Annotated in this window: 20 protein-coding genes; all 20 read left to right on the top strand. The window is 62.0% G+C overall.

Annotated features, from left to right (window positions below):
* Positions 1–410: 410 nt before the first annotated feature.
* The 20 genes from KGA81_RS06135 to KGA81_RS06040 all read left to right on the top strand — a co-directional run bounded on the left by KGA81_RS06135 (position 411) and on the right by KGA81_RS06040 (position 23,254).
* The gene (locus KGA81_RS06135) at positions 411–1,202 is read left to right on the top strand and encodes an enoyl-CoA hydratase/isomerase family protein (protein WP_223545009.1); all 792 of its coding nucleotides are present in this window, start codon (positions 411–413) and stop codon (positions 1,200–1,202) included.
* Positions 1,203–1,294: 92 nt separating this feature from the next.
* A complete protein-coding gene (locus tag KGA81_RS06130) occupies positions 1,295–2,455 on the top strand; it encodes an acyl-CoA dehydrogenase family protein (RefSeq protein ID WP_223545008.1) in 1,161 nt (386 codons plus the stop codon).
* 18 nt (positions 2,456–2,473) lie between these two features.
* Positions 2,474–4,573, top strand: coding sequence for an acetate--CoA ligase family protein (locus tag KGA81_RS06125; protein WP_223545007.1), 2,100 nt, complete (start codon positions 2,474–2,476; stop codon positions 4,571–4,573).
* A gap of 10 nt (positions 4,574–4,583) precedes the next feature.
* Positions 4,584–6,191, top strand: coding sequence for a 5-guanidino-2-oxopentanoate decarboxylase (locus tag KGA81_RS06120; protein WP_223545006.1), 1,608 nt, complete (start codon positions 4,584–4,586; stop codon positions 6,189–6,191).
* Positions 6,192–6,215: 24 nt separating this feature from the next.
* Positions 6,216–7,406: a pyridoxal phosphate-dependent aminotransferase gene (locus KGA81_RS06115; protein WP_223545005.1), complete on the top strand. Its 1,191-nt coding sequence runs from the start codon at positions 6,216–6,218 to the stop codon at positions 7,404–7,406.
* Positions 7,399–8,814, top strand: a complete 1,416-nt coding sequence (locus tag KGA81_RS06110) for an aldehyde dehydrogenase family protein (protein ID WP_223545004.1) — start codon at positions 7,399–7,401, stop codon at positions 8,812–8,814. Before KGA81_RS06115 ends, KGA81_RS06110 begins: the two co-directional genes overlap by 8 nt.
* A 79-nt stretch (positions 8,815–8,893) precedes the next feature.
* Positions 8,894–9,595: an NAD(P)H-dependent oxidoreductase gene (locus KGA81_RS06105; protein WP_223545003.1), complete on the top strand. Its 702-nt coding sequence runs from the start codon at positions 8,894–8,896 to the stop codon at positions 9,593–9,595.
* 479 nt (positions 9,596–10,074) lie between these two features.
* The gene (locus KGA81_RS06100; RefSeq protein ID WP_223545002.1) at positions 10,075–10,437 is read left to right on the top strand and encodes a DUF6124 family protein; all 363 of its coding nucleotides are present in this window, start codon (positions 10,075–10,077) and stop codon (positions 10,435–10,437) included.
* 360 nt (positions 10,438–10,797) lie between these two features.
* Positions 10,798–12,144: an outer membrane beta-barrel protein gene (locus tag KGA81_RS06095; RefSeq protein ID WP_223545001.1), complete on the top strand. Its 1,347-nt coding sequence runs from the start codon at positions 10,798–10,800 to the stop codon at positions 12,142–12,144.
* 87 nt (positions 12,145–12,231) lie between these two features.
* On the top strand, positions 12,232–13,542 hold the full coding sequence (locus KGA81_RS06090; protein ID WP_223545000.1) for an ABC transporter substrate-binding protein: 1,311 nt from the start codon (positions 12,232–12,234) through the stop codon (positions 13,540–13,542).
* A gap of 25 nt (positions 13,543–13,567) precedes the next feature.
* A complete protein-coding gene (locus KGA81_RS06085) occupies positions 13,568–14,293 on the top strand; it encodes an ABC transporter ATP-binding protein (RefSeq protein WP_223544999.1) in 726 nt (241 codons plus the stop codon).
* Between the two features lie 3 nt (positions 14,294–14,296).
* A complete protein-coding gene (locus KGA81_RS06080) occupies positions 14,297–14,989 on the top strand; it encodes an ABC transporter ATP-binding protein (protein ID WP_223544998.1) in 693 nt (230 codons plus the stop codon).
* Between the two features lie 2 nt (positions 14,990–14,991).
* Positions 14,992–15,855 carry a branched-chain amino acid ABC transporter permease gene (locus tag KGA81_RS06075; RefSeq protein ID WP_223544997.1) on the top strand — a complete coding sequence of 288 codons (864 nt, stop codon included), beginning with the start codon at positions 14,992–14,994 and terminating at the stop codon, positions 15,853–15,855.
* Complete coding sequence (locus KGA81_RS06070) at positions 15,855–16,889, top strand: branched-chain amino acid ABC transporter permease (protein ID WP_223544996.1); 1,035 nt, start codon at positions 15,855–15,857, stop codon at positions 16,887–16,889. The genes KGA81_RS06075 and KGA81_RS06070 overlap by 1 nt, the downstream gene beginning before the upstream one ends.
* A gap of 85 nt (positions 16,890–16,974) precedes the next feature.
* Entirely contained in the window at positions 16,975–17,904 is a 930-nt protein-coding gene (locus tag KGA81_RS06065) for a LysR family transcriptional regulator (protein ID WP_223544995.1), read from the top strand.
* Positions 17,905–18,148: 244 nt separating this feature from the next.
* Positions 18,149–18,643 (top strand): hydroxyquinol 1,2-dioxygenase, encoded by a 495-nt coding sequence (locus KGA81_RS06060; protein WP_223544994.1) that lies wholly within the window; start codon positions 18,149–18,151, stop codon positions 18,641–18,643.
* Positions 18,644–18,691: 48 nt separating this feature from the next.
* On the top strand, positions 18,692–19,711 hold the full coding sequence (locus KGA81_RS06055; RefSeq protein ID WP_223544993.1) for a hydroxyquinol 1,2-dioxygenase: 1,020 nt from the start codon (positions 18,692–18,694) through the stop codon (positions 19,709–19,711).
* A gap of 93 nt (positions 19,712–19,804) precedes the next feature.
* Positions 19,805–21,268 (top strand): aldehyde dehydrogenase family protein, encoded by a 1,464-nt coding sequence (locus tag KGA81_RS06050; RefSeq protein WP_223544992.1) that lies wholly within the window; start codon positions 19,805–19,807, stop codon positions 21,266–21,268.
* A gap of 8 nt (positions 21,269–21,276) precedes the next feature.
* Positions 21,277–22,344 (top strand): maleylacetate reductase, encoded by a 1,068-nt coding sequence (locus tag KGA81_RS06045; protein ID WP_223544991.1) that lies wholly within the window; start codon positions 21,277–21,279, stop codon positions 22,342–22,344.
* A gap of 37 nt (positions 22,345–22,381) precedes the next feature.
* Complete coding sequence (locus tag KGA81_RS06040; RefSeq protein ID WP_223544990.1) at positions 22,382–23,254, top strand: dioxygenase; 873 nt, start codon at positions 22,382–22,384, stop codon at positions 23,252–23,254.
* The last annotated feature ends 1 nt before the right edge of the window (position 23,255 follow it).

Here is a 23,255-nt window from a genome sequence, read left to right as displayed (position 1 = left end):
TCGCGAAGGCGGCATCAGGTCCAACATCACTGTTGACTGATCCACCGCTATCGCGAGCAAGCTCGCTCCCACAGTTTTTTTGTGGCGTACAAAGTTCTTGCTTGCACTGAAGATCCCCGTAGGAGCTGGCTTGCCAGCGAAGGCGGCCTTGAGTCATGCGCCAACATTGGAAATGCCTTCGCCGGCAAGCCGGCTCCCACAGGTTGCGTGTTGCCGTTTGTTCGAAGTTGTAACAGCCATCCGTGCAGCGAACCGGATTCGGCAAATAAACTCAATTAAAACAAATAGATAAATAATTTTTCAGGCTGTTACACGCTGATTTTCTACCAATTGCCGCCTTACTGAACACTCGTTTAGTATGGCCTCAAGTCGCATCACCTCAGACTCATCACAATAATTCGAGGATTCCCATGACCACTCAATCGTCGCTGCTCAGTCAGGTCGAAGCAGGCGTTGCCTGGATCACCCTCAATCGCACGGCCCAGCGCAATGCGCTGGACATCCCGACGCTGAAAAACCTGCATGGCTTGCTCGACGCTTTCAACGCCGATCCAGCGGTGCGCGTGGTGGTATTGACCGGCAATGGCCGCAGCTTCTGCGCCGGCGCCGACCTCGATGAATGGGCCGACGCCGAAGCCCGTGGCGCGCTGGAAACCTACGGCTGGACAGAAACCGCCCACGCCTTGATGACCCGCCTGCACAACCTGGAAAAACCCACCATCGCCGCCATCAACGGCACCGCCGTCGGCGCCGGGATGGACCTGACCCTGTGCTGCGACCTGCGCATCGCCGGGCAATCGGCACGCTTCAAGGCCGGCTACACCAGCATGGCGTACTCGCCGGACGCCGGCGCCAGCTGGCACCTGCCACGCTTGATCGGCAGCGAACAGGCCAAGCGCCTGTTGTTCCTCGATGAACTGTGGAGTGCCGACCGCGCCCTCGACGCCGGTCTGGTCGGCGAAGTCTGCGCCGACGATCAATTGCTGACCGTTACCAGTGAACTCGCCGCACGCCTGGCCACCGGCCCGACCTTCGCTTTCGCCCAGACCAAAAAACTCATGCGTGAAGGCGCCGAACGCAGCCTGGCCGAGCAACTGCAAGCCGAGCTCGCCGCCGGCCTGTTGTGCGGTCGCAGCGAAGACGGCAACGAAGCCCTGCGCGCCGCCATGGAAAAACGCCCGGCAACTTTTATCGGCCGCTAATCCGCTTGCACACCCATCTGTAGGAGCTGGCTTGCCAGCGAAGCTCTTGGCATATCCCCCCATTTCGCCGTTAACGAACAACAGGTAGCACCATGAATTTCCAACTGACCCAAGAACAAGAAATGTTGGTGGACTCGGTACGCAGCTTCGTCGAGAAGGAACTGCTGCCCTATGAAGAACAGGTCGACCGCGCCGACGAAGTCTCCCCGGAACTGGCGGCGCAGATTCGCGGCAAGGCGATCGCCGCCGGTTTCTACGCCTTCAACATGCCTGAAGAAGTAGGCGGCGGTGGCCTGGACTATCTGTCCCAGGCGTTGATCGAACGTGAGCTGTCCAAGGTCTCCTGGGCGCTGCACGTGTTTGTCGCGCGGCCGTCGAAAATCCTCATGGCCTGCACCGGCGATCAGGTCAACGACTACCTGTTGCCGAGCATCCAGGGCGAGAAGATCGACTGCTTTGCCCTGACCGAGCCGGGTGCCGGTTCCGACGCCAACGCGATCAAGACCCGCGCCGTGCGTGAAGGCGACGACTTCATTCTCAACGGCAGCAAGCACTTCATCAGCCACGCCGGGCATGCCGATTTCGCCATCGTCTTCGCCGTGACCGACACCTACGAACACAACGGCAAAAAGCGCAACGCCGTGACCTCGTTCCTGGTCGACCGCAACACCCCGGGCATGACCATCCGCCGTGGGCCCAAGTGCGTGAGCAACCGTGGTTACCACACCTTCGAAATGTTCTTCGACGACTGCCGGGTGCCGGCCAGCAAAGTGCTGGGCGAAGTCGGCAAGGGTTGGGAGGTGGCCAACGCCTGGCTGACCGCCGGGCGGGTGATGGTCGCGGCCAACTGCGTCGGTCAGGCCCAGCGCGCACTGGATGTGTCCCTGCAATGGGCGGCGGATCGCAAGCAATTCGGCCAACCGATCGGTACCTACCAGGGCGTGTCGTTCAAGCTCGCGGATATGGCCACGCAAATCCGCGCCGCCGAACTGCTGACCCTGCACACTGCCTGGAAAATGGACCAGGGCACCATGACCGATGGCGAGGCCGGCATGGCCAAGCTGTTCGCCAGTGAAGTGCTGGGACGCGCCGCCGATGAAGCGGTGCAGATTTTCGGCGGCATGGGCCTGATGGACGAAGGTCCGGTGGAGCGCATCTGGCGTAACGCGCGGATCGAACGAATCTGGGAAGGCACCTCGGAAATCCAGCGCCACATCATTTCCCGCGAGCTGCTGCGGCCGCTGCTGCGCTGATCGGCCCGGAGAATTCCCATGTCCCAAACCATTCGTGACAACCTCAAACGCATGCTCGCGCCGCAACACGTGGCGTTCGTTGGCGGCCGCAGCATGGCCCGCGCCCTCAAGCGCTGTGCCGAGGGCGGCTACCAAGGGCAAATGTGGCTGGTCAACCCGCAACACGACAGCCTCGAAGGTGTGCCGTGCGTACGCAACATCGCCGACCTGCCATGCGGGCCCGATGCGGTATTCATCGCCACCAACCGCGAACTGACCCTGACCTGCGTGGCCGAACTGGCGGCCATCGGCGCGGGCGGCGCAATCTGCTACGCCTCCGGCTTCGCCGAAACCGGCGCCGAAGGCCAGGCCCTGCAACAGCAACTGCTCAAGGCCGCCGGCGACATGGCCTTGCTCGGCCCCAACTGCTACGGCCTGCTCGACTACCTGCACAGCTGTGCGCTGTGGCCGGTGGCCCATGGCGGCAAAGCGGTGGAGAAGGGCGTGGCAGTGTTGACCCAGAGCGGCAACTTCGCCTACAACCTGTCCATGAGCGACCGCTCGCTACCGGTGGCCTACATGGCCTCGGTGGGCAATCAGGCGCAACTGGGCGTGGCTGAACTGATGGACGTGTTGCTCGACGAGCCGCGCGTCACCGCCATCGGCCTGCATCTGGAAGGCCTGAAGAACGTGCCGGGTTTTGCCCGCGCCGCGCACAAGGCACTGGAGAAGGGCGTTCCGATCATTGCCCTGAAAACCGGTGTGTCGCAGATCGGTGCCGAATTGGCCTTGAGTCACACCAGTTCGCTGTCCGGTTCCGATGCGCTGTACGACGCGTTGTTCGACCGTCTCGGGGTGATCCGCGTCAGCGGCCCGGTGAGTTTTGTCGAAACCTTGAAAGCCGCAGCCTGCGGCAACCTGCCGGCAGGCAACAGCCTGATCGCGCTGGCCTGTTCCGGCGGCGACGCCGGGCTGATTGCCGACTACGCCGAACGCAACGACCTGGGCCTGCCGAAACTCGATCAAGGGCAGGTCGGCGAACTCGCGCAAGTGCTGCCGACCTATGCCAACCTGGTCAATCCGCTGGACTTCACCACGGCAATCTGGGGCGACGGCGAAGCCTTGAACCACATGCTCGACAGCGCCCTGCGCACCGAAGCCGACGCGGCGATGCTGGTGCTCGATTACCCGTCGGAGTTCACCGGCGAGCGCAAGGAATGCGACCTGCTGCTGGAGTTGTACTGCGCGGCACTGCAACGTCACGGCAAGACCGGCTTCGTCACCTCGGCCTTCCCTGAACTGCTGCCGGCCCATGCCCGTGAGCGTCTGCATACGCAAGGTGTGGCGGCGTTGCAAGGCGTTGAAGACGGCTTGGCCGCGTGGGGTCGCATCGCGAGGTATCAGCGTAATCGTCAGGCGTTACTGGCCTTGGGCGAATCGGCGTTGGTGCCGCTGTGCTCGCAAGCGCTGCACGGCGAAGGGCAGTTGCTCAACGAATGGGATTCCAAACAGGCGTTGAAAGCCTTTGGCCTGCCAACGCCCAACGGCGTATTGAGCACCCCGGACAAGGCCCTGAAGGACGCCGAAACCTTGGGCTATCCGCTGGTACTCAAAGCGGTCAGCGCGCAACTGCCACACAAGACCGAGGCGGGTGCCGTGGCGCTGAACCTCAAGGACGGCGCGGCATTGAGTGCTGCACTGGAGCAGATGCGCAGCAGCATTGCCGCTTACGCCCCGGGCGTACCCTTCGATCAGCTGTTGCTGGAACCCATGGCCAGGCCGCCCCTGGTTGAGCTGATCGTCGGCATCAAGCGCGAAAACGATTTCGGCCTCGCGCTGGTGATCGGTGCCGGCGGCATTCTGGTGGAGTTGCTCAAGGACAGTCGCAGCCTGTTGCTGCCGACCAACGACGGCGCGATCCGCAATGCCTTGCTCAGCCTGCGCAGCGCACCGTTGCTGCAAGGTTTCCGTGGCCGCGAGCCTGCTGACCTGGACGCCTTGGTGACGGCGATCCGCGCCGTCGCCGACTATTCCTGCGAAAACGCCGCACACCTGCTGGAACTCGATGTGAACCCATTGTTGGTCGGTGCCCAGGGCACGACAGCGGTCGATGCGTTGATTCGCCTCGGCCACAAGTGAGGACATGAACATGCAAAGCAAAACCTTGACCGGTGGCCAGGCCCTGGTGCGTCTGTTGGCTAACTACGGCGTCGATACCGTATTCGGCATCCCCGGCGTACACACCCTGGAGCTGTATCGCGGCTTGCCCGGCAGCGGCATCCGCCACGTGCTGACCCGCCATGAGCAGGGCGCCAGTTTCATGGCCGACGGCTATGCCCGGGTCAGCGGCAAACCCGGCGTGTGCTTCGTCATCACCGGCCCCGGCGTGACCAACGCCGCCACCGGTATCGGCCAGGCCTACGCCGACTCGATTCCGATGCTGGTGATTTCCAGCGTCAACCACAGCGCCAGCCTGGGCAAGGGCTGGGGCAGCCTGCACGAGTGCCAGGATCAACGGGCGATGACCGCGCCGATCACCGCGTTCTCGGCCGTGGCACTGACCGCCGAAGACCTGCCGGAACTGATTGCCCGTGCCTATGCGGTGTTCGACAGCGAGCGCCCGCGCCCGGTGCACATCTCGGTGCCGCTGGACGTGCTGTCGGCGCCGATTGCCCGTGACTGGAGCAATGAGGTGGTGCGTCGCCCGGGTCGCGGCCCGGCATCCGCCAGCGCAATCGATCAAGCCGTGGCCAAACTCAAGGCTGCCAAGCGACCGATGATCATTGCCGGTGGCGGTGCGTTGAACGCCACTTCGCAGCTACAGGAAATCAGCACCCGGTTCGCTGCGCCGCTGTTCACCAGCGTCGCTGGCAAAGGCCTGCTGCCACCGGATGCGCCGCTCAATGCCGGTTCGTCCCTGTGTGTGGAACCGGGTTGGAACCTGATCGCCGAGGCCGATGTGGTGCTGGCGGTCGGCACCGAAATGGCCGACACCGACTACTGGCGTGAACGCCTGCCGCTCAATGGCGAACTACTGCGCGTCGACATCGACCCGCGCAAGTTCAACGACTTTTATCCGTGCGCGGTGGCGTTGCACGGCGATGCACAACAAACCCTCAGTGGTGTGCTTGAGCGTCTGCCATCCGACGTACGCGACGCCGGCGCAGCCACTGCCTCGGTCGCCGCACTGCGTAAGGCGGTCAAGGCCGGCCATGGCCCGCTGCAGTCGATCCATCAATCTATTCTCGACCGTATCGCCGCGGAGCTGCCGGACAACGCCTTCATCAGCACCGACATGACCCAACTGGCCTACACCGGCAACTACGCCTTCGACAGCCTGGCCATCCGCAGCTGGTTGCATCCCACCGGCTACGGCACCTTGGGATACGGACTGCCGGCCGGCATCGGCGCCAAGTTCGGCGCGCCGCAGCGGCCGGGGCTGGTGCTGGTAGGTGATGGTGGTTTCCTCTACACCGCCCAGGAACTGGCCACGGCTGTTGAAGAACTGGACAGCCCGCTGGTGGTGCTGCTGTGGAACAACGACGCCCTGGGGCAGATCCGCGACGACATGCTCGGGCTGGACATCGAGCCCATCGGCGTATTGCCACGCAACCCGGATTTCGCCGCCCTCGCGCGTGCGTTCGGCTGCACCGTGACCCAGCCGCAAAGCCTGGCCGAGTTACAGACCGACCTGCGCCAAGGCTTCAAGCGCAACGGCGTGACTCTGATCGAACTCAAGCACGCCTGTGCGCAGTGATTTGCATTTTAAGGGGATGAAGCCATGCGCTTTTCCGATCTGACTCAACGCATCGCCGGCGACGGCGCCGCCGCGTGGGATATTCATTACCGTGCCCTGGCACTGCGCGAGCAGGGCGAAGACATTCTGCTGTTGTCCGTGGGCGATCCGGATTTCGATACGCCACAGCCCATCGTGCAGGGCGCCATCGACAGCCTGCTGAGCGGCAACACTCACTACGCCGAGGTGCGCGGCAAGCGTGCCCTGCGTGAAGCCATTGCCAAGCGTCATCATCAACGCAGCGGCCAAACCGTTTCGGCGGATCAGGTCACCGTGCTGGCCGGGGCGCAATGTGCGCTGTTCAGCGTGGCCCAATGCGTGCTGAACCCCGGTGACGAAGTGATCGTTGCCGAACCGATGTACGTCACCTACGAAGCCGTGTTCGGTGCTTGCGGCGCCGTGGTGGTGCCGGTGCCGGTGCGCTCGGAAAACGGCTTCCGCGTGCTGCCCGAAGACGTCGCCGCGCGCATCACTCCACGTACCCGGGCGCTGGCACTGAACAGCCCGCACAACCCGTCCGGCGCCAGCCTGCCGCGCAGCACCTGGGCCGCCTTGGCTGAGTTGTGCATCGCCCACGACCTGTGGCTGATTTCCGACGAGGTCTACAGCGAACTGCTGTTCGAAGGCGAGCACATCAGCCCGGCGAGCCTGCCGGGCATGGCCGAGCGCACCGCGACCCTCAACAGCCTGTCGAAATCCCACGCCATGACCGGCTGGCGCGTCGGCTGGGTGGTGGCGCCGCCATCCCTGGCCGCGCACCTGGAAAACCTCGCATTGTGCATGCTCTACGGCTCGCCGGATTTCATTCAGGACGCCGCCGTCATTGCCCTGGAAAGCAACCTGCCGGAACTCGAAGCCATGCGCGAAGCCTATCGCCAGCGGCGCGACCTGGTGTGCGACAGCCTGGCCAATTGCCCCGGCGTGCGGCCGTTGAAACCCGATGGCGGGATGTTCGTGATGCTCGATATCCGCCAGACCGGGCTCAGCGCCCAGGCGTTTGCCGACCGTCTGCTGGATCGCCACGGTGTGTCGGTATTGGCGGGCGAGGCCTTTGGTCCGAGCGCGGCGGGGCACATTCGCCTCGGTCTGGTGGTCGGCGCCGAACCGCTGCGCGATGCCTGCCAGCGCATTGCCCGTTGTGCTCAAGAACTGATGGAGGCTCGGCTACATGCTTAACCACAAGGCGTTGTTTATTGATGGTCGCTGGCAGAAACCTTCGGGGCAGGGCATCGCCGAGGTGATCAACCCGGCCACCGAACAAGTGTGCGGCAGCGTGCCGCTGGGTGATGAACTCGATGTCGAAAACGCCGTGGCGGCTGCACGCCGGGCGTTCGCTTCATGGTCGCGCACGCCGTCCAGCGTGCGCGCCGGTTACATCCGTGCCCTGGCCGAGCAACTGCGCAATCGTGCCGATGAGATGGCTTCGGTCATCACCACTGAACTGGGCATGCCGGTGCAATGGTGCCGCTCGGTGCAGGTCGATGGGCCGATCGCTGGCCTTGAGCAGTACATCGAACTGGCTCATCTCATGGACGAGGTGCGCGAAGTCGGCAACTCGCTGGTGATCCGCGAGGCGGTGGGTGTCTGCGCGTTCATCAACCCGTGGAACTACCCACTGCACCAGTTGATCGGCAAACTCGCCCCGGCCCTGGCCGCCGGTTGCACGGTAGTGGTCAAGCCGAGCCAGGAAACCCCGCTGCATGCCTTCCTGCTGGCGCAGATGATCGAGGACATCGGCCTGCCGGCCGGGGTGTTCAACCTGGTCAGCGGCCCGGGCTCGAAAGTAGGCGAAGCGCTGGCCAAGCACCAGGACGTGGACATGGTGTCGTTCACCGGTTCCACCGGCGCCGGGGTGCGGGTCGCGCAAGCGGCGGCGCCTTCGGTCAAGCGCGTGTGCCTGGAGCTGGGCGGCAAGTCTCCGCTGCTGATCGCCGAGGATGCCGATCTGGCAGCGGCGGTGCGCTACGGCGTGCAGGACGTGATGATCAATTCCGGGCAGACCTGCACCGCGTTGACCCGCATGCTGCTGCCGGCCAGCCGCTACGCCGAGGCCGTCGAACTGGCGCTGGCCGAAACCCTGAGCCTGCCCATGGGCGATCCCCTCGACCCGCATAGCTTCCTCGGCCCGATGTGTTCGGCCGGGCAAAAACGCACCGTGCTCGACTACATCAAGGTTGGCCAACAGGAAGGCGCACGCCTGCTGTGCGGCGGAGACACGCCATCGGCTTTCGAACGCGGCTTCTATGTCAGCCCGACGTTGTTCGCCGATGTCGACAATCGCATGCGCATCGCCCAGGAAGAAATCTTCGGCCCTGTGCTGTGCCTGATTCCCTACACCGATGAGGCGCAAGCGATCCAGATCGCCAACGACTCGCCATTCGGCCTGTCCAGCGGCGTCTGGGCCGGCAGTGCCGAGCGCGCCTTGCATTTGGGTCGCCAACTGCGTGCAGGCCAGTGCTTCCTCAATGGCGCGGCGTTCAATTATCAGGCGCCGTTCGGTGGCTACAAACAGTCGGGCAACGGTCGCGAATGGGGTGAGGAGGGGTTGAACGAATTCGTCGAAGTGAAGGCGATCCAGGTGTGACGGTTGGCGACTCGAACTGCTCATCACCCACTGCTCCACACCTTCAATCGATACGCTGGAAAAAGTCTGAGGAATCGCCATGAAAGTACTGATCGTCCACGCCCACCCGGAGCCGCAATCCTTCACCGCCGCCCTGCGGGACCAGGCTGTCGCCACCCTCGAAGCCCAGGGCCACGAAGTGCAGGTCAGCGACCTGTACAAAATGAACTGGAACCCGGTGGCCAGCGACGCGGATTTCTCGAGTCGGGAAAACCCCGAGTACCTGGTCTATGCCCTGGAGCAACGTCTGGGCGTGAAAAGCCAGTCGCTGGCGGCGGACATCCAGGCTGAGCTGGACAAACTGCTGTGGGCCGACCTGCTGATCCTCAACTTCCCGATCTTCTGGTTCTCCGCCCCGGCGATGCTCAAGGGCTGGATCGACCGGGTGCTGGTGTCAGGCATCTGCTACGGCGGCAAGCGCTTCTACGATCAGGGTGGCCTGGCTGGCAAAAAAGCGCTGGTGACCGTGACCCTGGGCGGGCGCGAACACATGTTCGGCGAAGGCGCGATCCACGGCCCGCTGGAGGACATGTTGCGGCCGATTTTGCGTGGCACGCTGGCTTATGTTGGTTTTGATGTGCTGGAGCCGTTCGTGGCCTGGCATGTGCCGTACATCAGTGAGGAGGCACGCCAGCAATTTCTGGTCGATTACGGCCAGCGTTTGCAGCACTTGAGCGACGACCAGCCACTGGTATTTCCGAAGCTGTCGCAGTTCGATGACAAGCTCTATCCGCTGGCCTGATCAACACCCCGAACCCTGTAGGAGCTGGCTTGCCAGCGAAGGCGGTGCATCAGGCAACATTGATGCTGACTGACTCACCGCTTTCGCTGGCAAGCCAGCTCCTACAGGGGATTGTATGGGCTGTCTGAGGGTTGTTTAACGGCTGTCAGCGTTACTTCCTGCAAGCTACAGCGGCTTGCGTCATTGCCTACAGCTACGCCAGAATCCGCCGGCTTGTGCGTCTTGGAGCCGGGTTCTATCGTTTGCCGGTCGCTGCAAAGCAGCAGCGATCGGGTTTGGTAGCCCGTCTTCGTTCTAGGCGCATTGCGTCACCTTAATGCAGTCATTTTTTGGCTGTGTCTTATATGGTGGCCATGCGCGGGGCTCCCTTGCGGGCGCCGGGTTCTAGTGCGACCGGTCTACCAACCCGCGTGTGGCCGCCACCTTCGTTTGGTAGCGAGGGTGATGGTTCCTTATAATTCGCGCTAGAGGTCCATTCCATGTTCAAAGTCACACCCAACCCGTCGGACACCGATCCCACTTCCCCGTACGAAAGCCTCGACTCCCAAAAACTCCACGAAGCCGCCGAACGCGCCCTCGATCATCACCTCAACCCCGGCCCCGGCATCATGGCCACGCCGCGTAAACCCGCTTCCATGTTCATCGTCAATCCCGAACTCAATGTCGAAACCTTACTGGTACATGCCTGTGAATCGCTGGCGTCGGCCAATGTCATGGCCACCGATCTGGTGGATCATCTGCAAGGCACCAGCCGCAATGCGCTGCTGGGCATTGCACAAGTGATCATGCTCGGCGAGCTGGCGGTGAACCGGGCGCTGGATCAACTCGATCCGCCTGAATAACCACAAATCTTCAGATCACCGATAAACATGTAGGAGCTGGCTTGCCAGCGAAAGCGGTGTGTCAGGCAACTTGTTTGTCGGCTGAATAACCGCATTCGCTGGCAAGCCAGCTCCTACAGGTGATTGGGGTCATTTCCCAGATCAACGACGCCTGCATTGTTCTGAATACGCAAACACTGATGTCGCCGAGAATGGAATTGTTGGTGCAGTGGTGGACTTGTAGCCTCCATTACGCCGAACACCACGATCCGCCAACGGTCGGGTGGAGCTCAAGCCAGGGCTCATCAAGACGTCATGCCTTGCTTTCGGCCTCATGCCCCTTCGGGGGATTGGCGCCTGATAAAAATAAGGAAGGCAGGTATGAGTATTCGTGCGTGGGTTTGCGCAGCAACCCTGGTCGCGCCCGTTCTGGGTGCCGACGTTTTGTTTCCCTCTATGGCTCTGGCAGCAGACGATCCGATGGGGTCGCTGGTGCGCAGTGTGTTCGGCGACAGCCTTGAGCGCGAACATGGGATCAAGGTCTACGGCTGGGCGCAGGCCGGTGTGATCTATAACAACAACGGCACGGATGACGTCAGCAAGCAAAGCTTTTTCAATACCGACGAAGGTGTGAACCTCAACCAGTTCGCCCTGGCCGTGGAAAAGAAACCCAAGAGCAATGTGATCGGCCGCGTGGGACCGTTTCCCGGCGCGATGCCACAGGAAGCGGACTGGGGGTTCAACGTCACGGCGCTGTACGGCAAGGACGCACGCTTCTTCAAGACTTACGGCTGGGACGAAGACCTGAGCGTCAACCGCGACAACAAGCCTGAAGATCCGGCGTTCACGGTCGCCCAGGCCTACGTCAACTTCTACTTCCCCGTGCTCGGCGGCTCGGAGTTGATGATCGGGATTTTCCACACGCCGCTGGAAAACGAAATCGGCTTCGCCTTGCCATCCCCGGCACCGACCGACTTCTACTCGCACACCTATTCATTCATGCACGGCCCGGCCAAACATGCCGGTGCGCTGTACTCGTTCAAACTGCCTTCGGCACCTGGCGAAAGCATGCTCGGCTTCGAGTTGGGCGTGGTCCAGGGCTGGAACAACCTGCAAGATCCCAATCACTCGCCGGACGTGATCGCCAACGTGCGCTGGCGCTCGGCCGACTTCGGCACCTGGATCGACTGGGAAAACATCTACGGCAATGGCGCTGGCGACAGTTTCGCCGAATGCAGTTGCGGGTCGCCGCTGCCGGCGGGCACCAAGGATGACGACTACAAGCGCCTGGCGTCTTACCTGACCCTTTCGCAAGTCATCGATCCGAACAACCGCGTGGCGCTTGAACTGAATTACGGCAAGCAAGAGCAGGGCGCTTTCGCCGGGTTTGCCAACAAAAACGACGCCACCTGGTATGGCACGGACGTGAACTGGTACCACAAGCTCAGCGAAAACCTGATGTGGAACAGTCGCGCCGAGTGGTTCTACACCGACGCCCCGGTCCACGTGATGATGGCCAATATCGACCCGCACACCGGCATTCCCGATCCGACCTGGGGCAGTTTCTACGGCGTGACCACCAACCTTGCCTGGACGCCGACACCTAACGTGCGCTTGCGTCCGGAACTGCGCTACGACATCCATTCGGGCCCCGGCCGTGATGCCTATGCCGACGGCGAAAAGGATTCGCAAGTGGTTGCGTCATTCGACGTCAGTTTCTTCTTCTAGACGGATTTCTCTGGTTTACCCCTGACCCTGCGTGATGGCCCGGCCACACGTGGCGACCCTGTTCGTCCAGGCTTTTGGAGTATTTACATGACAGACAACAATGATAAGAACCTGTTTGGCCGCGACTTCTCCCGCCGTGATTTCCTGCGCAGTACCGGCGTTGCGGCCGGTGGCGTGGCACTGGTGAGCCTGCCGTTCAACTTTGCCATCGGCAGCGAGCGGGTGATCAAGCTCGGTTATGTCAGCCCGCAGACCGGACCGTTGGCGCCCTTTGCGGCTGCCGACAACTACATCATCGAGTCGCTCAGGCAAGTCTTGAAGAACTCGATCACCGTGGCCGGCAAGGCCTATCGCCTGGAGGTCATCGTCAAGGACAGCCAGTCCAACCCCAATCGCGCGGCGGAAGTGGCGAGCGAATTGATTCTCTCGGACCAGGTCGATCTGATGCTGGTGTCGTCGACCCCGGAAACCACCAACCCGGTGTCCGACCAATGCGAAATCAACGAAATTCCGTGCATCTCCACGGTGGCGCCGTGGCAGCCGTGGTTCTTTACCCGTGGCGGCAAGCCAGAGCAGGGCTTTGAGTGGACCTACCACTTTTTCTGGGGCCTGGAAGATGTGATCGGTACTTACAGCGCCATGTGGGGGGCGATGCCGTCCAACAAAGTCGTCGGCGGCCTGTTCCCCAATGACGGCGACGGCAATGCGTGGGGCGACCAGAAGCTCGGATTCCCGCCGGTGCTGGCGCAAAAGGGCTTTCAACTGATCGACCCTGGCCGCTTTCAGAGCCTGACCGACGATTTTTCCGCGCAGATTGCCGCGTTCAAAAAGGCCGACGTCGAGATCGTGACCGGCGTGGTCATCCCGCCGGACCTGAGCACATTCTGGACCCAGGCCCGGCAACAAGGCTTCAATCCGAAAGCCGTGTCGGTGGGCAAGGCCTTGTTGTTCCCGACGGCAGTCGAGGCATTGGGCAAGGCCGGCAACAACCTGTCGACCGAAATCTGGTGGAGCCCGACGCATCCGTTCAGCTCGTCATTGACCGGCGCCAGCGCCGGGCAACTGGCCCAGGGCTTTACCCAGGCGACCGGCAAGCAGTGGACGCAACCGTTGGGGTTCGTGCATGCCCTGTTCGAACTGGCGGTGGACATCCTCAAGCGCACCGAAGAAATCGGCAACGCCCAAGCCGTCCGCGATGCTTTGCTCAAGACCAATCTCAACACCGTGGTCGGCCCGATCAACTGGAATGGCGGACCGGTGAAGAACGTCGCCAAGACGCCTCTGGTCAGCGGCCAGTGGCGTCTGGGCAAGGACAACAAATACGACCTGATCGTGACCAGCAATGCCACCGCTCCAGCGATTCCGTTGGGCGGCGAAATGCAGGCCATTACGTATTGATCGCGCAACAGGACACGGGTGCACCATGCAACAACCACTTCTGCAAATGAGCGATGTGCACAAAAGCTACGGCCAGGTGAAGGTCACGGATGCCATCGACCTGACCCTGCAACCCGGTGAAGCACTGGGCATCATTGGCCCCAACGGCGCGGGTAAAAGCACGCTGTTCAACCTGATCGCCGGTGGGGTCGCGGCGGACAAAGGCACGATTCATTTCGAGGGCCGCAACGTCACCCGCGAACCGGTGTTCAAGCGCTGTCAGCAAGGCATTGGCCGCTCCCACCAGATCCCGCACCCGTTCGTGAAAATGACCGTGTTCGAGAACCTGTTGGTGGGCGCGACCTTTGGTGCGCGATTGCGTGATAAGGAAGCCAGCCAGTGGTGTGCGCAAACACTGGAACTCACCGGCCTGATGCGCAAGGCCAACGTGCTGGCCGGCTCACTGACCTTGCTCGACCGCAAGCGCCTGGAAATGGCCCGGGCCTTGTCGACCCAACCGCGCCTGTTGTTGCTCGACGAAATTGCCGGCGGCCTGACCGAACCGGAATGCCTGGCACTGGTGGAAACCATTCAGGGCATCCACAAGTCCGGCGTCGCCATCATCTGGATCGAGCACATCGTGCATGCCTTGCTGGCGGTGGTCAGTCGCCTGACGGTGATCAACTTCGGCGCCAAACTGGCTGAAGGCGAGCCGCGCAGTGTCATGGCCGACCCTCGGGTCCAGGACATCTACATGGGCATCGGGAGCTGACGCATGCTGACCATTGAAAAACTCTGTGCCGGTTACGGCGACTTTCAAGCGCTGTTCGACATCAGCCTGACCCTTGAGGCCGATGAAACCGTGGCGATCATCGGTTCCAATGGCGCGGGCAAATCGACATTCCTGCGCTCACTCGCCGGGCTGATCAAAAATCAGCCGGGCGCCATCCACTTCAAGGGCCAGGCCATCGGTGATCTGGCGGCCAATCAGGTGTTGGAGCGGGGCATCGCGCTGGTGCCGGAGGGCCGCAAGCTGTTTCCCTCGCTGACGGTCGAAGAAAACCTGTTGATCGGTGCCTACAGCAAACGCCCCGGTCCTTGGACCCTGGCGCGGATCTATCAGTTGTTCCCGGTACTGGAAAAACTGCGCAAGCGTCCCGGCACCGCGCTGTCCGGCGGCCAACAGCAAATGGTTGCGATTGGCCGAGGGCTGATGGCCAACCCGCATTTGCTGTTGTGCGATGAAATCAGCCTGGGCCTGGCACCGACGACGATCAAGGACATCTACGCGGCGCTGCCCTCGATCAAGGCCGACGGCACCACGGTGATTCTCGTCGAGCAAGACATCAATCAGGCACTGAGTGTGTGTGACCGCTTCTATTGCTTCCAGGAAGGGCGCGTGTCCCTGACCGGTCGGCCTGGGGATGCGGACAAAGCACAAATCAAAGCCGCGTATTTCGGGATCTAGCGATGGAATGGCTCAATACTTTGCTTCAAGGCGTTTTACTCGGCGGCCTGTACGCGATGTTCGCGGTGGGCTTGTCGTTGATGTTCGGCATCATGCGCCTGGTCAATATCGCCCATGGCGACTTCATCGTCCTGGCGTCGTACCTGGCGCTGCTGGTGGTCAATCATCTGGGGTTCAGCCCGCTTGCGAGCTTGCTGATCGTGGTGCCGCTGATGTTCTGTTTCGGCTACCTGTTGCAACGGCTGTTGCTCAACCGGACGCTGGGCCAGGACATTCTGCCGCCGCTGCTGGTGACCTTCGGCCTGTCGATCATCGTGCAGAACGTGCTGCTGGAATTCTTCAGTGCCGACAGCCAAAAACTGGCTCAAGGCGACCTGGAGGTGGCCAGCGTCGGCATTGGCAGCCTGAGCGTCGGCGTGATGCCGCTGATCGTGTTCGCCAGTGCGCTGCTGATCATCGGTGGCCTGCAATTGCTGTTCTACAAGACTTCATTGGGCCGGGCGTTTCGCGCCACCTCCGATGACCAGCACACCGCGCGGCTGATGGGCGTCAACAACGCGCACATTTTCGGCCTGGCCATGGCGCTGGCGATGGCCGTGGTGTCGATTGCCGGGGTGTTCCTGGCGATTCGCACCAGCTTCGACCCCACCGTGGGGCCGGCGCGGCTGTTGTACGGTTTCGAAGCGGTGATCATCGGTGGTTTGGGCAGCCTGTGGGGCACGTTGGCCGGCGGGGTGATTCTCGGCGTTGCGCAATCCCTGGGGGCAAAGATCGATCCCGGCTGGCAAATCCTCGCCGGTCATCTTGTGTTCCTGCTGATCCTGGCCGTGCGCCCGCGTGGCCTGTTTCCCCGGAGTGTCGACTGATGAATGCCTTGAACAACCCCGCGCTCAGGTTTCGCGTACAACGCACGACCACCAGCAGCACCATCGGCCTGTCGTTGCTGGGCCTGTGTGTTTTGATCTTGCTCAGTGCACCCTTGTGGGCCGACCGGGCGAGCCTGCGCCTGGTGGTGGAGTTCGCCTATTACCTGGCGTTGGCACAAATGTGGAACTTGCTGGCCGGCTACGCTGGCATGGTCTCGGTAGGGCAGCAGGCCTTTGTCGGTCTGGGCGGCTATTTGCTGTTTATGCTGGCGAGCCAATTCGGTGTGCCGCCCTTGATCGCGGTGCTGCTTGCCGGCGTGTTGGTGGCGTTGCTGGCGATTCCCACGGCGCTGATCGTGTTTCGTCTGCGTGGCGCCTACTTCGCCATCGGTACCTGGGTGGTGGCGGAGGTCTTTCGCTTGGGCCTGGCGCAGATGAGCAGCCTGGGTGGCGGTTCCGGGCAAAGCCTGCCGGCGGCGATTGTGCGGCAGATCGGCAACGACCGGGACGGGCGCGAAACGCTGATCTATTTCACCGCACTGGCCATCGCCATTGCCGCCGTGGCCGTCGTGTTTTTTCTGCTGCGCTCGCGTCAGGGCCTGGCACTGGCATCGATTCGCGATTCTGAACCCGCGTCCGGCAGTCTCGGGGTGGATACGTTCCGTACCAAACTGATGGTCTACGTACTGGCCGCCGGTTGCACGGGTGTGGTCGGGGCGCTGATCTTCCTGCAAAAGCTGCGTATTTCACCGGACGCTGCGTTCAATCTGCAGGACTGGACCGCCGTGGTGATCTTTATCGTGATCATCGGCGGCATCGGCACCCTGGAAGGGCCATTGATCGGCACGCTGATTTACTTTGTGCTGCGCGGTTGCCTGGCGCAGTACGGTGCGGTGTACATGATCATCCTCGGCGTGGTCGCGGTGGTGATGATGCTCAAGGCCCCGCAAGGGGTATGGGGACTGGTCAGCGAACGCCTGGGCTGGCAGGTTTTCCCCATGCAGCGACGCTTGTCCGCTCAGCCCCGGCCATGACGCGCAGAACGGATCTGGAGTGCGGGGTGCCGACAGGCTAACCTCGCTGTTCCTATAAGAACCAAAGCCTCCAGAGAACCTGCCCATGGATCGTTTACTCAGTGTCGAAGCCTTTGTGCGGGTGGCCGAAACCGGCAACTTCGCCAAGGCGGCCCAGCAACTGGGCGTGACCCGCTCGGTGATCACCCACCGCATCCAGCAACTGGAACAGTTCATCAATGCGCCGCTGTTTCATCGCAGCACCCGCCATGTACGGCTCTCCGAAGTAGGCGAGACGTACTACAAGGAATGTGCGGACATGGTCGCGGGTTTCAATTCGCTGACCGAACACATGCGCGAGCTGCGGGCCAAACCCACCGGAAAGCTGCGGGTGCAGATGCTGCCGGGTTTTGCCATCGGTCACTTCGGCCGCATGCTGGCCCAGTTCACCCGACTGTATCCGGACATCGAAGTGGACGTCATCGTCAACGACCGGGTGGTCGACCCCATCGAGGAAGGTTTCGATGTGGCGTTCCAGATGTTCCCGCCGATGGCCGAAACCCTGATCGAGCGCAAGCTGTTCAGCGTGCGCCGATTGTTCTGCATGTCGCCCGATTACGCCGACAGGTTTGGCGTGCCTACCCATCCCCAGGAACTGTTGCAACACAAGATCGCCTTGTACGAAGGCTATCCGTCGCGCAACCGCTGGATCTTCACCCGCGACGACGAGCAAGTGGAGCTGAGCCTGCCTGGCCAGGTGCGCTCGAACTCGGTGCATTTGCTGCGCGATTACGCACAGACCGGTGTGTGCATTGTCTGCCTGCCGACCCTGGTGGCCAGCGATGACTTGCTCAGTGGCCGGTTGATTCCGGTGCTGGCGGAGTATGCGCTGTCCTCGTTCAACTTTTCGGCGGTGTATCCCGCCACCCAGCGCCGGGCCTTGAAAGTGCGTACGTTGATCGACTTTCTGGTGGACAACTTCGCCGATGAGCCATGCTGGGACAAGCCCCTGCTGGAGCGTGGCTGGGTCCGCTGAAAGCGTAGGTCGCTGGCTGAACACCAAACCTGTGGGAGCGAGCTTGCTCGCGATGGGGTCTGCTATTTGAAATCAGTGTTGACTGACCCACCGCTATCGCGAGCAAGCTCGCTCCCACAGGGTTTTAAGTGGTCCAGTGTTTGCGTTTCGCAAACACTGTTGTCGCCGGACCTCTAATTGTTCGCAGAGCGGGTGCGACGTACTGTTGGCTCACTGTTACTACAACAACAAAACGGTGAAAACCATGAGTAGCGCGGCAATCGAAACAGTCTTCGGCTCGCTGGACAACTACAGCAAAGGCTCGGTGGAAATCATCAGCGGCCAGGCCAGTCACTATGCCTTTTCCAACATTTTCGAAGTGGCGGAAAAATTCCTTCCGTATGAAAAAGTCGTGGTCGGCTTCAACCTCGGCTACGTGATTGAAACCCTGCGCGCCGAAGGCCAGTCGCCCTGGTATACCGCAGCGCATGACGAGTTCGCCATCGTCATGGACGGTGAAGTGCGCGTGGACTTCCTCAAGCTCGATGCGCCGTTGAAAGCCGGCGAGGGCACGCACCTGGCCGGTGAAGTGCCGGCGGGCAAACCGATGGGCTACGTGTTGCTCAAGCGCGGTCATCAGTGCCTGTTGCCGGTCGGCACGGCTTATCGCTTCGAGGCCAGCCGGCCGGGCGTGATTCTGCAGCAGACCATCAAAGGCCCGTTGTCGGTCGAGAAATGGGCAGACATCTGCTTCAAGTGATCTGCCGTATCTGACCGCCCAATCCAAAAGAACAAGAGGAATCCCGCCATGGCCATGCTTGAAACCGCTGCCGACACCGCGCATTTTGCCGACGATGAAGTCCAGGCCAGCGCCCCCCACGCCGTCACGGGCTACTGCTCGTTCAAACTCGGCGCCTTCGAACTGTCGCGTGACGAGTATTTCGCCCGCATCACCTGGCCGGCCAAGGGCCAGACCCGCTCGCACCTGATTCCGGTCGACGCCTTCCTGCGCGCCATGATGCGCGACGTAGCCTGGGGCTTTTTCTACGGCTGGGTCAACTTTGACCAGGTCATCGGCACCCGCAACTACTATGGCAAGGTCGACCTGTACGCCGGCACCTTCAACGGCACGCTCAAGGCAGCCGGGGTCAATTACACCGAAAACTTCGAAACGCCGCTGATCATGGCCACCTTCAAGGCCATCCTGCGGGACTGGACCAACGCCACCTTCGACCCCTTTGCCGCTCCGGAAGAAACCGGTAGCGCATTCGGTCGCAAGAACGGCAACAACATCGAAGCCATCGAGCGCTCCCGCATCGCCACCAAACGCATGCCGGGGCTGAAGGATGACTCGCCGCTGCGCGACGATCTGCCGGTCAACCGCCAGTTCATCGATGTGCCGCAGGACGAACCGCAAGTCCACGCCGCCGAGGGCTTCGAAGGCGAGCTGCATGCCTTCAACCTGTTCAAGTACCTGTCGCGCTCCGACGTGACCTGGAACCCGTCGGTGACCTCGGTGTGCAAGGCCAGCCTGTTCTGCCCGACCACCGAGGAGTTCATCCTGCCGGTGTTCCACGGCAACGACCGCATCGAATGGTTCTTGCAGATGTCCGACGAAATCATCTGGGACGTCGGCGACAAGGACGATGGTAATCCCCGTGCGCGCATCACCATGCGTGCCGGCGACATCTGCGCCATGCCCGCCGACATCCGTCACCAGGGTTACTCGACCAAGCGCTCGATGCTGATGGTCTGGGAAAACGCCACGCCGAACCTGCCGCAACGCTACGAAAGCGGCGAGCTCAAGCCGTATCCGATCGAGTTCTAGGACTTCGTGTCCGGCCCGGCCTCACGCCGGGCAAAGCGCTCAACAATCACTTGGTCAAACACTGCGTCAGTCGCGCGGTGCGAGGAAACCATTATGCAAAATCAGCTTTATATCGATGGCCGTTTCGTGGATGCAGTCGCCGGCGGCACCATTGACGTGGTATCGCCCCACGACGGTTCGTTGATCACCCGCATCGCCGCCGCCGAAGCAGCTGACATCGACCTGGCCGTTGCCGCGGCCAAACGTGCGTTCCCGGCCTGGTCGGCCTTGGGCGCCGCCGAACGCGGACGCCTGTTGCTCAAACTGGCAGACAGGATCGAGGAGTGCGGCGAAGAACTGGCGCAGCTCGAATCCCTCAATACCGGGCACCCGATCCGTGATTCCCGTGGCCTCGACGTGCCGCGCACGGCGGCGTGCTTCCGTTATTTCGGCGGCATGGCCGACAAGATCGAAGGCTCGGTGATTCCGGTCGAAGCCGGGTTCCTCAACTACGTGCAACGTAAGCCGATTGGTGTGGTGGGGCAGATCGTGCCGTGGAACTTCCCGCTGATGTTCACCAGCTGGAAAATGGGCCCCGCGCTGGCGGCGGGCAACACCATCGTGATCAAGCCTTCGGAAATCACTCCGTTGTCGACCTTGCGCATCGTCGAGCTGATGACCGAAGTCGGCTTCCCCAAGGGTGTGGTCAACGTGGTGCCGGGCTATGGCCATACCGCCGGGCAAGCGCTGGCCGAACACCTCGACGTGGGCAAGATTGCCTTTACCGGTTCGACCGCCACCGGACGCCGGATTGTCGAAGCGTCCAAGAGCAACCTCAAGCGCATCCAGTTGGAATTGGGCGGCAAGGGCGCGAACATCGTGTTCGAGGACGCCAACCTGGACGCAGCGGTCAACGGCGCGGCCTGGGCGATCTTTCACAACCAGGGTCAGGCCTGCATCGCCGGTTCGCGGCTGATTCTGCACAAAGACATCGCCGATCAATTCCTTGAGCGCTTCATTGCCCTGGCCAAGTCCATTCGCCTGGGCGATCCATTGGACCCGGACACCGAAATGGGCCCGCTGACGTCGGCGCTGCACCGCGACCGGGTGATGGCGTACATCGATATCGCCATCGAGCAGGGTGGCAAGGTTCTCGCCGGCGGCAAGGCACCGGACGACAGAGCCTTGGCCAATGGTTTTTATATCGAGCCGACGGTGGTCGAAGCCAGGCCCGGTGACCGCGTTTGCCAGGAGGAAGTCTTCGGCCCGTTCGTCACCGTGGTGCGCTTTGGCACCGACGAAGAAGCCCTGGCCATCGCCAACGACTGCGAATACGGACTGGGCAGCGGCCTGTGGACGCAGAACCTGAGCCGCGCGCACAAAATGGCCGACGCGATTCACGCCGGCATGTGCTGGATCAACTGCTACAAACGGGTCAACCCGGGCAGTCCGTTTGGCGGTGTCGGTCAGTCCGGTTATGGCCGGGAAATGGGCTTCGAAGCGATCCACGACTACACCGAAGCCCGTTCGGTCTGGGTCAACGTCGACGCCAACATCCCTGCGTACTACAAACGTTGAGGCCTGCCATGAATCCATTCGTTTACCAAAGCCTGCCGACCCGTGTGGTGTTCGGCTGGGGCAAGCTCTCGGCGCTGGCAGAAGAAATCGAGCGACTGGGCGCCCGGCGCGCACTGATCCTCACCACACCGGAACAGCATGGGCTCGGCGAACAGGTCGCGGCACTGCTCGGTGATCGTGCAGCCGGCGTCTATCCAAAGGCCGTGATGCACGTTCCGCTGGAGGTGGCGCAAGCGGCGCGCATTGAGGCGGCGCGGCTGGACGCCGATTGCTGCGTGGCCATTGGCGGCGGCTCGACCATCGGCCTGGGCAAGGCGATCGCGATGGATTCCGGTCTGCCGATCGTGGCGGTGCCGACCACCTACGCCGGCTCAGAGATGACGCCGATTTACGGGCTGACCGAAAATCGTTTGAAGAAAACCGGACGGGATATTCGGGTTTTGCCCAAGACCGTGATCTACGACCCGCAATTGACCCTGACCCTGCCATCGCAGATATCCGCCTGCTCGGGCATGAACGCCATGGCCCATGCCGTCGAGGCGCTGTACGCCCAGGACGCCAACCCGATCATCGGCTTCATGGCCGAAGAGTCGATTCGCTCCCTGGCGCAGGCCTTGCCGGGTGTGGTCAACAACCCCGACGACCCCGGGGCGCGCAGCCAGGCGTTGTATGGCGCGTGGCTGGCGGGCATTTGCCTGGGCTCGGTCGGCATGGCCTTGCACCACAAGCTCTGCCACACCCTGGGCGGCACCTTCAATTTGCCCCATGCCCAGGCGCACGCCATCGTCTTGCCCCACGCGGCGCATTACAACCGCGAAGCGGCGGCGGGGCCATTGCAGCGGGCTGCACGGGCATTGGGCGGGAGCGAGGCGAACGAGGTCGGCGCCTTGCTGTACGCACTGAACCAGAAGCTGGGCATTCCACTGGCCCTGGCAGACATCGGCTTGCCGGCAAACGGCCCGGCCGAAGCCGCACAAATCGCCTGCGCCAGCCCTTACTACAACCCGCGGCCGTTCGAACAAGCGCCGATCGAGGCGTTGTTGAACCGGGCCCTGAAAGGTCAGGCCCCGGCCTGATCTGCCAGCCACTCTTATCCTCGTCGGAATAACAACAATGACCGATCAAGACAAAGCCATGGAGACACTGATCTCCCAACAGGCAGTGAACAGCTTCAACGACGCGCCCAACGCGCGTTACAAACAGATCATGCAAAGCCTGGTGCGCCACCTGCATGGGTTTGTCAGTGAAGTCGAATTGACCGAACGGGAATGGTACGAAGGCATTGGTTTCCTGACCGACACCGGCCACAAGTGCGATGGCCTGGTGCGCCAGGAATTCATCCTGCTGTCGGACACCCTGGGCATTTCGATGCTGGTCGATGCAATCAACCATCGGCACAGCGCGACGGCTACCGAGACCACGGTGTTCGGGCCGTTCTACATCGATGGCATGCCGGATCGCGAATTCGGCGAAAACATGGCCTTCACCGCCGGCGAAACGGCGCTGGTGCGCGGGCGCGTGGTCGATACTCACGGCAATGCACTGGCCGGTGCAGTGCTGGACGTCTGGCAAACGGCTGAAAACGGCATGTACTCTGGCCAGGACACCGAACAACCGTTCGGTAACTTGCGCGGACGCTATCGCACCGACGCCGATGGCTGCTTCGCGATTCGCACCATTGTCCCGGTGGCTTACCCGATACCGACCGATGGCCCGGTGGGGCGCATGCTCGACGCTGCCAACCGCCATGCGTGGCGGCCCGCGCACCTGCATTTCATGATTGATGCTCCGGGCTATCGCAAACTGGTGACGCACCTGTTCAATCACGATGATCCGTACCTGGCGTCCGACGCCGTGTTTGGGGTGAAACAGTCGTTGCAGGTGATTTATGAAGACCTGAGCACCCACGACGATGTGTCCGCCAGGCTAGGTATGGAAGTGCCGTTCAAGCGTGCGTGTTATGAATTTGTCATGGAATCCGCGTGAA

The organism is Pseudomonas sp. A-B-19, assembly GCF_019947515.1.
Lineage (GTDB): Bacteria > Pseudomonadota > Gammaproteobacteria > Pseudomonadales > Pseudomonadaceae > Aquipseudomonas.
This window is presented reverse-complemented; position numbering and strand designations above follow the sequence as displayed.

What these genes read in the sequence shown, in the direction of transcription:
- KGA81_RS06105 (WP_223545003.1), top strand. Translation starts at nt 8,894, where the DNA reads ATGAAAGTACTGATCGTCCACGCCCACCCGGAGCCGCAATCCTTCACC.
- KGA81_RS06070 (WP_223544996.1), top strand. Translation starts at nt 15,855, where the DNA reads ATGAATGCCTTGAACAACCCCGCGCTCAGGTTTCGCGTACAACGCACG.
- KGA81_RS06075 (WP_223544997.1), top strand. Translation starts at nt 14,992, where the DNA reads ATGGAATGGCTCAATACTTTGCTTCAAGGCGTTTTACTCGGCGGCCTG.
- KGA81_RS06050 (WP_223544992.1), top strand. Translation starts at nt 19,805, where the DNA reads ATGCAAAATCAGCTTTATATCGATGGCCGTTTCGTGGATGCAGTCGCC.
- KGA81_RS06080 (WP_223544998.1), top strand. Translation starts at nt 14,297, where the DNA reads ATGCTGACCATTGAAAAACTCTGTGCCGGTTACGGCGACTTTCAAGCG.
- KGA81_RS06110 (WP_223545004.1), top strand. Translation starts at nt 7,399, where the DNA reads ATGCTTAACCACAAGGCGTTGTTTATTGATGGTCGCTGGCAGAAACCT.
- KGA81_RS06115 (WP_223545005.1), top strand. Translation starts at nt 6,216, where the DNA reads ATGCGCTTTTCCGATCTGACTCAACGCATCGCCGGCGACGGCGCCGCC.
- KGA81_RS06055 (WP_223544993.1), top strand. Translation starts at nt 18,692, where the DNA reads ATGGCCATGCTTGAAACCGCTGCCGACACCGCGCATTTTGCCGACGAT.
- KGA81_RS06095 (WP_223545001.1), top strand. Translation starts at nt 10,798, where the DNA reads ATGAGTATTCGTGCGTGGGTTTGCGCAGCAACCCTGGTCGCGCCCGTT.
- KGA81_RS06085 (WP_223544999.1), top strand. Translation starts at nt 13,568, where the DNA reads ATGCAACAACCACTTCTGCAAATGAGCGATGTGCACAAAAGCTACGGC.
- KGA81_RS06040 (WP_223544990.1), top strand. Translation starts at nt 22,382, where the DNA reads ATGACCGATCAAGACAAAGCCATGGAGACACTGATCTCCCAACAGGCA.
- KGA81_RS06090 (WP_223545000.1), top strand. Translation starts at nt 12,232, where the DNA reads ATGACAGACAACAATGATAAGAACCTGTTTGGCCGCGACTTCTCCCGC.
- KGA81_RS06045 (WP_223544991.1), top strand. Translation starts at nt 21,277, where the DNA reads ATGAATCCATTCGTTTACCAAAGCCTGCCGACCCGTGTGGTGTTCGGC.
- KGA81_RS06120 (WP_223545006.1), top strand. Translation starts at nt 4,584, where the DNA reads ATGCAAAGCAAAACCTTGACCGGTGGCCAGGCCCTGGTGCGTCTGTTG.
- KGA81_RS06135 (WP_223545009.1), top strand. Translation starts at nt 411, where the DNA reads ATGACCACTCAATCGTCGCTGCTCAGTCAGGTCGAAGCAGGCGTTGCC.
- KGA81_RS06065 (WP_223544995.1), top strand. Translation starts at nt 16,975, where the DNA reads ATGGATCGTTTACTCAGTGTCGAAGCCTTTGTGCGGGTGGCCGAAACC.
- KGA81_RS06100 (WP_223545002.1), top strand. Translation starts at nt 10,075, where the DNA reads ATGTTCAAAGTCACACCCAACCCGTCGGACACCGATCCCACTTCCCCG.
- KGA81_RS06060 (WP_223544994.1), top strand. Translation starts at nt 18,149, where the DNA reads ATGAGTAGCGCGGCAATCGAAACAGTCTTCGGCTCGCTGGACAACTAC.
- KGA81_RS06130 (WP_223545008.1), top strand. Translation starts at nt 1,295, where the DNA reads ATGAATTTCCAACTGACCCAAGAACAAGAAATGTTGGTGGACTCGGTA.
- KGA81_RS06125 (WP_223545007.1), top strand. Translation starts at nt 2,474, where the DNA reads ATGTCCCAAACCATTCGTGACAACCTCAAACGCATGCTCGCGCCGCAA.